The organism is Methanoculleus chikugoensis, assembly GCF_900095385.1.
GTDB classification, from domain to species: Archaea; Halobacteriota; Methanomicrobia; order Methanomicrobiales; family Methanoculleaceae; genus Methanoculleus; species Methanoculleus chikugoensis_A.
Genome location: NZ_FMID01000057.1, coordinates 1 through 8,114, shown reverse-complemented (window position 1 = coordinate 8,114; position 8,114 = coordinate 1). Strand labels below are relative to the sequence as shown.

The window sequence follows — 8,114 nt, the reverse complement described above, 5'->3', positions numbered from 1 at the left end:
GTCTCCTGTGTGGAAGTCGCCCTGGACAATCGGCCATCCGCTGGCCGGTGATTTCTTTTCAACCATGTTCTTCACCTCACAGCAGTCCAAATACGACGACACCGGCAACCAGAAGGCCGATTGCCATGCCGTACCAGAATGCGGTCACGCCTCCGGCGACATTGAGAACACCCTCCCTGTTCGGGAACGATGCCAGGAAGTTGCCCTCTCCGGAGAGCATGCCGACCAGGTCGTCGGTAATCTTCTCAAGTTCCGTCACCTGCTCGAGCACGGGGGTGTACGAGACACCGGCAGTGGTTACGACGCCGACCATCGGGTCGACAACCAGGCCGAACTCGGGCAGTACCTGAATGTATGCCATTTAGGCACCTCCCTTGGGCTCCAGGATCGGTTTCGCGTCAAGCCATGCGTAGGCGTCACGCTTCGAGAGCACGATGTACTTCCTGTAGGTGTAGAACCACCCGACGATGGAGATCACCAGTGCGACGAGAGCGGCATACGTGCCGATGAACGCGAACGAGATGATTGCGACGGGGATCATGGAGAGGAACCCGCACTCTGCGGCGAGCATGAGCGTCCGGTCCTGCTGCTCTCCCGGCCCGAGACAGGCGTTGAAGGAGTGCTGGATGGCGATGGCGCCGAGCATGAAGATCACGGCGATGATGCTGCCGCCGATGACCGAGGTCTCGTAGGTCTGCACGGTGAACCCGAGGAAGGATACCGTGCCGGTGATCATGCCGAGGAACTCGAACGTTCCGCAGGCCATCGCCGCGAGGCCGAGAACGGTCATCGCGCCGACGATTGCGAGTTCGATCAGGGAGACGATCATGACGGGGATGTCCATCCGGACGACGTGATTTGCCATGATGCCGGCGACCGCGCCGATGATTGCGGCGATGACGATCGTCACGATGGGCGCGAATATGCCGGTCGTGGCTCCGAAGAGCGCGGCGATGACACCGGACCCGAGGGCGATCATACCTGCCGACGGGACGCCGGTACCGAGACCGTAGCTGCAGAGGTGCTTGATCGTATCGGTACCCCAGATGAGCGCGGCGACGGCGGCGAGCCCGCCGAAGAACGCGAAGTACTCGGTCTGGAAGTACGTGTTCAGGTATGTCAGGTAAATCAGGACGAGCGATCCTACGAGGCCGTAGATCAGGATCCGGTTGTGCGGGATGCCGCCTGCTCCGACTTCAATTTTCACTGACATTTAGAATACCCCCACGAGTTGGAGGAGCCCGATCGCGAATATGCCTGCAACGGCGGATGCAACGGCGGCTGCGACGACCGCTCTCGGGAACCGCTTGAACTTGGGGTCGTGCGGCCCTTCGATCGTGCCGGTGATGTTGTATGCCGCAAGCACGGCGTTGATCAGGAACATAGCGACCGCGAAGATGCCGGCAAGCGAGATGGCAACGGGCGCGATCTGCTCGACCGTGGCGTTCAGGAGTACGGGCAGCTGTGCCTGGTAAATGTCGAGAAGTTCGAGGTAGATGAGCGTGCCGCCGAGACCTCCTAGTGCGCCGCCGATGACGCCGCCGACCCAGGAGATGAACGGGAGGCCGTGCCCCTCGGTACCCTGGCTCTTGTACTCGGGGAAGGTGTCGCCCGTGATCGGGTCTTTATCGACCTTACCGGAAGCCGCCGGGATACCCATGCCGAAGACGTAGATGACGTTGACCATCGTACAGGTGATCGCCATCAGGAGACCGCCGCCGACCGCACCGCCCGCGAGGGCGACAGGGAGTCCGAGCGGAGCGGCCCATGCGCCGCCGAAGAGACCGGCAAGGCCGGCACCGGCTGCGAGCATCGCGACACCGGTCGCGATACCGGGCGATTGTCCCATTGCAGCGGGAGCACCGCCGACCGGGACGAAGTGGACGCCGAATGCTACCAGGACGCCGCCGATGATGATGCCGACGAGAGCAAGCACTCCGGCCATCTGCACGAGGAAGTAGGCGAGTCCGAGCGCGACAACGATAAGAACGATGCTGAGGACGATTCCAATTGCCGTCGGGGACTGGACCCCTCCTGTCTGTTTAGGTCCGCCGAGTGCGCTCATGACGATGCCTCCTCAGGAGCCGTGTAGGGACCGAAGTTCTTCCTTGCCCAGACCTCGATGTAGCGGTCGATGATGGCAAAGATCAGGATAACGACGACACCGACGACGATCGGTCCCCAGATGTTGAGTTCTTCGAAGACCACGGTCCGCCAGAGCTCGAAGAAGACGATCAGGCCGAAACAGATGCCCGACGCGGGGCCGCCGAGTTTGGCGCTGAAGAAACCGTTGTCGAGCGAGTTCCGCTGGCCGGCCTCGGCGTAGCGGACGATGTTACCGGACGCGGAGATCGGAACGCCTGCTCCGAACTTCTGCTCCTGGTACTGCCGTTCCTTTCCGTAGAACGGGTTGCCGGTTGCAGACCCGGCCGCACCGAGCGCGATACCCCAGACGAGACCCAGAAGCGGGAGCGGGAAGGGGTGGCCGAGTGCGCTGATGATCAGGTGACACATCGCGACGGTGGTGAAGATCGCTACGAACGCGTGTGCCATGGTCACGGTCGTCATCGATTTCAGAATATCGATATAGACCGGCTGTCCGAACTTGGCGAGACTTGCAGTACGGCCGAGGTATGCGGTAGTCGCATAGACGCCCTGCACGAAGACCGCGAGAGCGCTCCCAAGCACGATTGCAAGTATCGGGTTTATCTGCATCGCCATGAATGCCCAGGCAAGGCCTGCACCCAGAGCAACCCAGAGGCCGTACGCGGGAGGTTCACCGGCAACTGCCTTGTTGAAGATGCGGTGAATATATCCCATCTGCGGAGCCAGCTGAACCTGCGAGTTCGGATCACCCTGTGATCCGATATCAGATTCAGTGTCTTCCGCAGCGCCGGCGACGGTTGCAAGAGCGCCTGCCAATGCGGTAATGCCGATGCCAAATACGATCTCTTCCATTCAGCATCCTCCTCCGGTGCTCATGGCACCGGAGTATGAGTTCAAAACCTTTTTGGTTCATTTAACAGTTGTTTATGACTTAATTAAAGGTTTCGAAAAGTTGCGCCGATATCGCAACGAAACGTAAAAAATCGGCTGGAATGACATTATTAGGCATTTAGGGTTACGCTAAGGAAAAAAAAGTTGATTTGGGTTTACCGGGCCGGAATGATGAGCGAGCGCTCGCCGGCGGGCATGAACTCGCGGATGGCACCCTTCGCGAACTCGCGGCGGGGCTCGGCGAAGTCGAACTTCAGGGCCGGGTCGGCGAAGCAGATCTTCACCCGCGGGTCGAAGCACCACGCGTCGCCGCGCCCGTAGTGGGCACCGCCGACGATTGCAGCGTACTCGCCCTGGTGGCCGACGTTCATCGCGTAGTTCGGGTAGTTCGGGCCACGGACCTCGCCGATCGCGCCCTCGTCTCCACGGATGGAGAGGGAGTTCGCGGAACCGCACTGGTCCTGGAGGTCGTAGCCGAAGAAGCCGAGACGCGACCATCCGTCCTTGTGCAGGAGCATGCAGAGGTACCAGGCGTTCAGGCCGGCGTTGGAGTTTCCGGTTGCGATCGATGAGGACAGGCCGCAGGCGGCGGCAAGCACACCGGCACGCTGGGAACCGCCGAAGTGGTCCTCCATCATGGTCGGATACTGCTCGTACTGCTCCATGCCGTTCAGGGCGACCTCGGTTGCGATGTCGTTGACGGTATCGTAGGTCGGCTTGACCTTGTCGTCCGCGCTCGGGTTCTTCCAGTCGACCTTGTACTTGTCCTTGATGTAGTCCATACCGTAGTAGGTGAACTCGTCGAGGATGTTGTCGGTGTAGGCCGCGGTTGCGTACTGCGTGAACCCGACACCGCCGGACATGTAGGAGCCGAGCCAGATCTGGTCGAAGAGCATGGTTCCGGCGCCGACGACCTCGAGAGAGGCCTTCGCGGGGTCGTTCGGGTACTTGCGGTTCGCCTGGATGATGTCGCTGAAGAGACCGAATCCGATACCGCCGGGCTCGTTCGGGCCACGGGCACGCCGGGCGGGCAGGTGGGACGCCATCTGGATGACGCCTGCGTGCTTCGCGGCGTAGGAGAGGTCGGCGACGGCCGCTTCACCGGCGCACATACGGTAGGCACCGATGAAGGACATACCGATCTGCATCGCAGACCACCGGGAGGTCGTTCCACCGTCGCAGGTCCTCGAGACCGCGGTCGGGATGTGGATCGCCTGCCAGAGGGACTTTCCTACGGCCGCGGAGAGCGCTTCGGCCTGCTTGGCGGGGAAGAGCTTCTCGACGTCGAGGACAAACTGGGGCTCGAGGTCGTCGGCGAGTTCCTGGTCGCCGGTGAAGACCTTGACGTAACAGTCTTCAACGAGGCCGGGGTGGGTCTCGACCATGTGCTCCTGGACGACGGCCGCGCCGGGCATCGCGTGGTTCAGCACGTGGAGGTACTCGTTGATCGTCTCAGGGGTAACTTCCTTACCGAGACGCTTCTGCAGCGTCTGGTGAGCGAGGTCCATGTTGACGATGACCGTCCTCCTGATGTCGTCCCACATCTGCTGCATCGCAGCGTTGTTGACGAAGTGCAGGTCGTCACCCTCGACGAAGACGCCGGTGCCGGAGACCTCGTAAGTCATCAGCTGGCGCTGGCCGAGCGGGATACCGCCCAGGTGGCAGCGTACGGGGTCGTACATGGAGATGCCGCGGTCCATCTCGACGGCGCGGCTGGCCTTCACGAATTCCTCCTTGCGGGGGGACTGGTGGTAGCCGTTGAACTTGTAGAACTCGGTCGTCTCGGACTGGACGTCCTGGCCCTGGAACTTCTCCTTGAGGGATTTCAGGAAGAGCTTCTGGGTTCTCTCAATCTTTGCCATCGTAATCAGGCCTCCTTCGGTAGGAACCCGTATTTTGTTCTCAGCGTGTGGATGCGCTGGACGTACTCGATGTACTCGGCGTCATCGCGGTATGCAGTGCTGCCGAGCGAGTGGAAGATCGTCGTGTGGGCCTTGAGCCACTTCTCGTCGAGCGGCTTGCCGATGGCAACCGCGCGGTCGAGAGGCTCGCCGATCTGGTTCTTGACGTAGCGGACGATGCCGTCCTCGCCAAGGACGCTCCTCTGGAGCATGTCGAACATCATGCCGTTCTCGGCAAGACGGAGCGAGTGACCGTGCACGGTCGCACCGCGGATGCCGGTGCGGGCCGGGTCGAGGAGTTCGGTCTCGACGAGTTCCTTCGAGTACTTCTCGAGGTCACGCTCGCGGCACTCGACGATCTGACGGCCGGAGAGCGTACCGGGGTCGATACCGCGGAAGCGGTAGCACTCGGTGTAAGTCCGCTGGTAGGGCTGCGAGGGGGCGAAGAACATCGAGTCCGCAAACTGGATGTAGCGAACGCGGTCGCCGGCCTTTGCACCCTCCGTCGGGGTGACGATCTTCCTGATGGGGCAGTCGGGTTCCTGCTGCTCGGCGAGCGGCGGGTGAGCCGTCGGATAGGCGGCTCCCGGCGCCCTGTGGCCGAGGATCAGCACGATGTCCTCATCAGTCACGTCACGCATCTTCTCAAGCTTCTGGTTGGGGTTCATCTGCTTGCGCCGGTTCTCGGCGACCTTGGATGTACCCGGCCCGTATTGGGGCTTGTATGCCATGTTTTCTTTCACCTCATTCATGTTGGGCTTTTTAGCGCTTTCATAACGGCACGAACGACCTCTGCCAATTTTTCCCTGCCCGGGGTCTGACCCCGTGTCACGCCGCTGACGATATCTATCACCATGCCTTTCGTCTTCGTCCGGTCGGGCGGCGGCATAACCACCGCAGTCCTGATCCCCTCTTTTGCGAGATCCTCGAAGTCGATCGGGACCTGGGATACGACGATTGCCCTGATGTCCGCGTGCTCAAGGATAAACCGGACTTTCTGCACCACATGGGAGCGGACATTCCCGTGATGCAGGATGGCTACCTTGTGCTGCTCGATCTGGGCGATCTCTTTCTCCGTCAGTCCGAAATACGCACCGAGAACGTGACCCGCAACAGGCGAATCCGCCGGAACCCCGCTCCCTGCATTGAGGACGAGCGTAGTTACGGAGAACTCCGCCCCCTCCCTCCGCAGACCGGAGGTGATGTCGCAGACCGGTTTTGTCACGTGTCTGCGGCCGGGGGACATCCCGATCACGATAACATCGGGCGATCTGGTCTCGGAGATGGTGCCCCGCTGGGCGAGACCGCCTCCTTTCCCCATCCCCATGCTCTCGCGGCAATCGACGACCTGAGTCACTCTTCCGATTGGCATCTTACTTGTTTCCCTGAATGATAATGGGGCCTTCTTTCTTCCTCGGATCAACGAGCCCGAGAATCTCTTTGTCGGCATCAGGTCCGTATTTCGCGTAGTCGGACACCGTCGGCTGGGTCTTCATGAACCGCCCTCTCTGGACGGTGCAGGAGAAGTCCTTGCTTGCAAAGACTTCGTCGACTGCTTCCTCGACGGCCGGGATATACGACTCGTCCTCGAGTTCCAGGATAACGTTTCCAACCTGCACCTGGAGCTGGACGTCCTGGTCTCCGACACGGATGACCTTGCGGTCCGGATGGAGGTTGGGTTTCCCCCGTGCCGGACCGTAGGGAACGGTGACGGGAAGATTCTGTCCGGTAAGAGACATCCGGAGAATCCCGCCGACCTGAACAAGCCTGTTCAGGAGTTGTTCCACCGTATCGGGTCTGAGGAATCGCGTTGAAACGATTCGAACCTGAGGGTATATGGCTTCGGTCATTAGCATCCTTGTGTTATTACACACCCTGTGCGATCTGCTGGATCGGCTTGTTGAAGACGTCGACCTTCCCGTAGGTCTCGCCGTAGACCTTGGAGGTGCTCTCCGGCGAGAACATCTGCGTTCCGGCATCGAGCGCCGCCGCAGCGACCACGCACGGGATGGCGACGCCTGCGGCGTGCCTGGTCACGACGTGGTTGCCGTTGAAGATACCGGGGCCGCCGCCACCGTAGATCGAGTGGCTGAAGAACGAGAACCCGACGGCGGTACCCATGACACGACCGTAGTCGCAGCCGGGGAGGCCGGTCTCGTGTTCGAGCAGGTCGTTGAAGTACAGGAGCGTCGAGGAGACTGCCTGGGCGAACCGTCCGGCACCGCAGTTGACCATGGTAGCTGCCATGGTTCCCGCAGCGGCGTAGGCGTTCCAGAGCATCGGGTCCTTCGTGTCGTAGAACTGGAAGTACCCGCCCTTCTTCCCTGGGGTGATGACCTTGTCCTCGATGGCGCGCTCGACCAGGCTCTGGACGACGGTACCGATGGTTCCGGTCGCACCGTTCTTCTTGACGAGGTCGTAGACCATGTTGTTCGCGTTCAGGCCCTGGTAAGCGTACGTAAGCAGCTGGGCGCGCTCGAACGGTCCGATGGCGTTACCCATCTCAAACATTCCTGCCTGCTCGAAGGTGGACGAGAGTGCGGCGCCCTGCATCGCGTTCTTGCCGGTCATCATCACGGCGTGGTTGACCGGGATGTTACGGAGCGCGTAGCCGAGGCCTTCGTTGTTCTGGGGGATCGACAGGATGGACGTGACGTTGGCACCGGTAAGGTCCATCGTGTGCGGGTAACCGCCCCAGACAGCCGCCTTGACCATCGCTGCGTCGAACGCTCCGATGTCGAACTGCTCGACGAGCGAGAAGGTGGTTGCGGCTGCGACCGCGGTGATCGCGGCGTCGTAGGTGGATGCAGCCTCGAGACGGGCCTTCGGGGCCTCGACGAGGATGAGCTTACCACCGTTGAACTCGCGGATGTTGGTGTCGTCGCCCTCTTCGACCTGGACCATCTCCTTGATCTTGGCGATGACAGCGTCCTTGTTGCCGATGATGTCGAGGTTCATCTCACGCCCGAGGACATATCCCTTGGCTACCTTTCCGGTCTTCAGGCTCTCCTGAATCCCGTTCAGGTTGACTGCAATCGTCCTCTTGGTCAGGTCGATCAGTTTCCTGGTCGCCGGGTTGATCACCGGGCTGATCTTCTCGAGCGGCACACCACTCTTCAACTGCTTGCCTGCATCATCATACAGGTCAATAGTTTCCTTGTATTTTGCCATAATTTTCCTCCATTACCCTCTTTAAGTGCATACTATCCGGGAATG

The 8,114-nt window shown here is 60.8% G+C and carries 9 protein-coding genes; all 9 read right to left on the bottom strand.

All coding sequences use genetic code 11. From position 1 onward, the window contains the following. Positions 1-76 precede the first annotated feature (76 nt). Complete coding sequence (mtrB, locus tag L21_RS11630; protein WP_074370633.1) at positions 77-361, bottom strand: tetrahydromethanopterin S-methyltransferase subunit MtrB; 285 nt, start codon at positions 359-361, stop codon at positions 77-79. Continuing rightward, positions 362-1,213, bottom strand: a complete 852-nt coding sequence (gene mtrC, locus L21_RS11625) for a tetrahydromethanopterin S-methyltransferase subunit MtrC (protein ID WP_074370632.1) — start codon at positions 1,211-1,213, stop codon at positions 362-364. It abuts the gene before it with no gap. Continuing rightward, positions 1,214-2,065: a tetrahydromethanopterin S-methyltransferase subunit D gene (mtrD, locus tag L21_RS11620; protein ID WP_074370631.1), complete on the bottom strand. Its 852-nt coding sequence runs from the start codon at positions 2,063-2,065 to the stop codon at positions 1,214-1,216. Next, positions 2,062-2,958, bottom strand: coding sequence for a tetrahydromethanopterin S-methyltransferase subunit E (gene mtrE, locus L21_RS11615; protein ID WP_074370630.1), 897 nt, complete (start codon positions 2,956-2,958; stop codon positions 2,062-2,064). Before mtrE ends, mtrD begins: the two co-directional genes overlap by 4 nt. A 194-nt stretch (positions 2,959-3,152) precedes the next feature. Further along, on the bottom strand, positions 3,153-4,859 hold the full coding sequence (mcrA, locus tag L21_RS11610) for a coenzyme-B sulfoethylthiotransferase subunit alpha (RefSeq protein ID WP_074370629.1): 1,707 nt from the start codon (positions 4,857-4,859) through the stop codon (positions 3,153-3,155). Between the two features lie 5 nt (positions 4,860-4,864). Next, positions 4,865-5,629, bottom strand: coding sequence for a coenzyme-B sulfoethylthiotransferase subunit gamma (gene mcrG / locus L21_RS11605; protein ID WP_074370634.1), 765 nt, complete (start codon positions 5,627-5,629; stop codon positions 4,865-4,867). Positions 5,630-5,646: 17 nt separating this feature from the next. Then, positions 5,647-6,270 (bottom strand): methyl-coenzyme M reductase I operon protein C, encoded by a 624-nt coding sequence (mcrC, locus tag L21_RS11600; RefSeq protein ID WP_074370628.1) that lies wholly within the window; start codon positions 6,268-6,270, stop codon positions 5,647-5,649. 1 nt (position 6,271) lies between these two features. Then, positions 6,272-6,748 carry a methyl-coenzyme M reductase operon protein D gene (mcrD, locus tag L21_RS11595; RefSeq protein WP_074370627.1) on the bottom strand — a complete coding sequence of 159 codons (477 nt, stop codon included), beginning with the start codon at positions 6,746-6,748 and terminating at the stop codon, positions 6,272-6,274. Between the two features lie 16 nt (positions 6,749-6,764). Continuing rightward, positions 6,765-8,069 (bottom strand): coenzyme-B sulfoethylthiotransferase subunit beta, encoded by a 1,305-nt coding sequence (gene mcrB, locus L21_RS11590; protein WP_074370626.1) that lies wholly within the window; start codon positions 8,067-8,069, stop codon positions 6,765-6,767. Positions 8,070-8,114 lie beyond the last annotated feature (45 nt).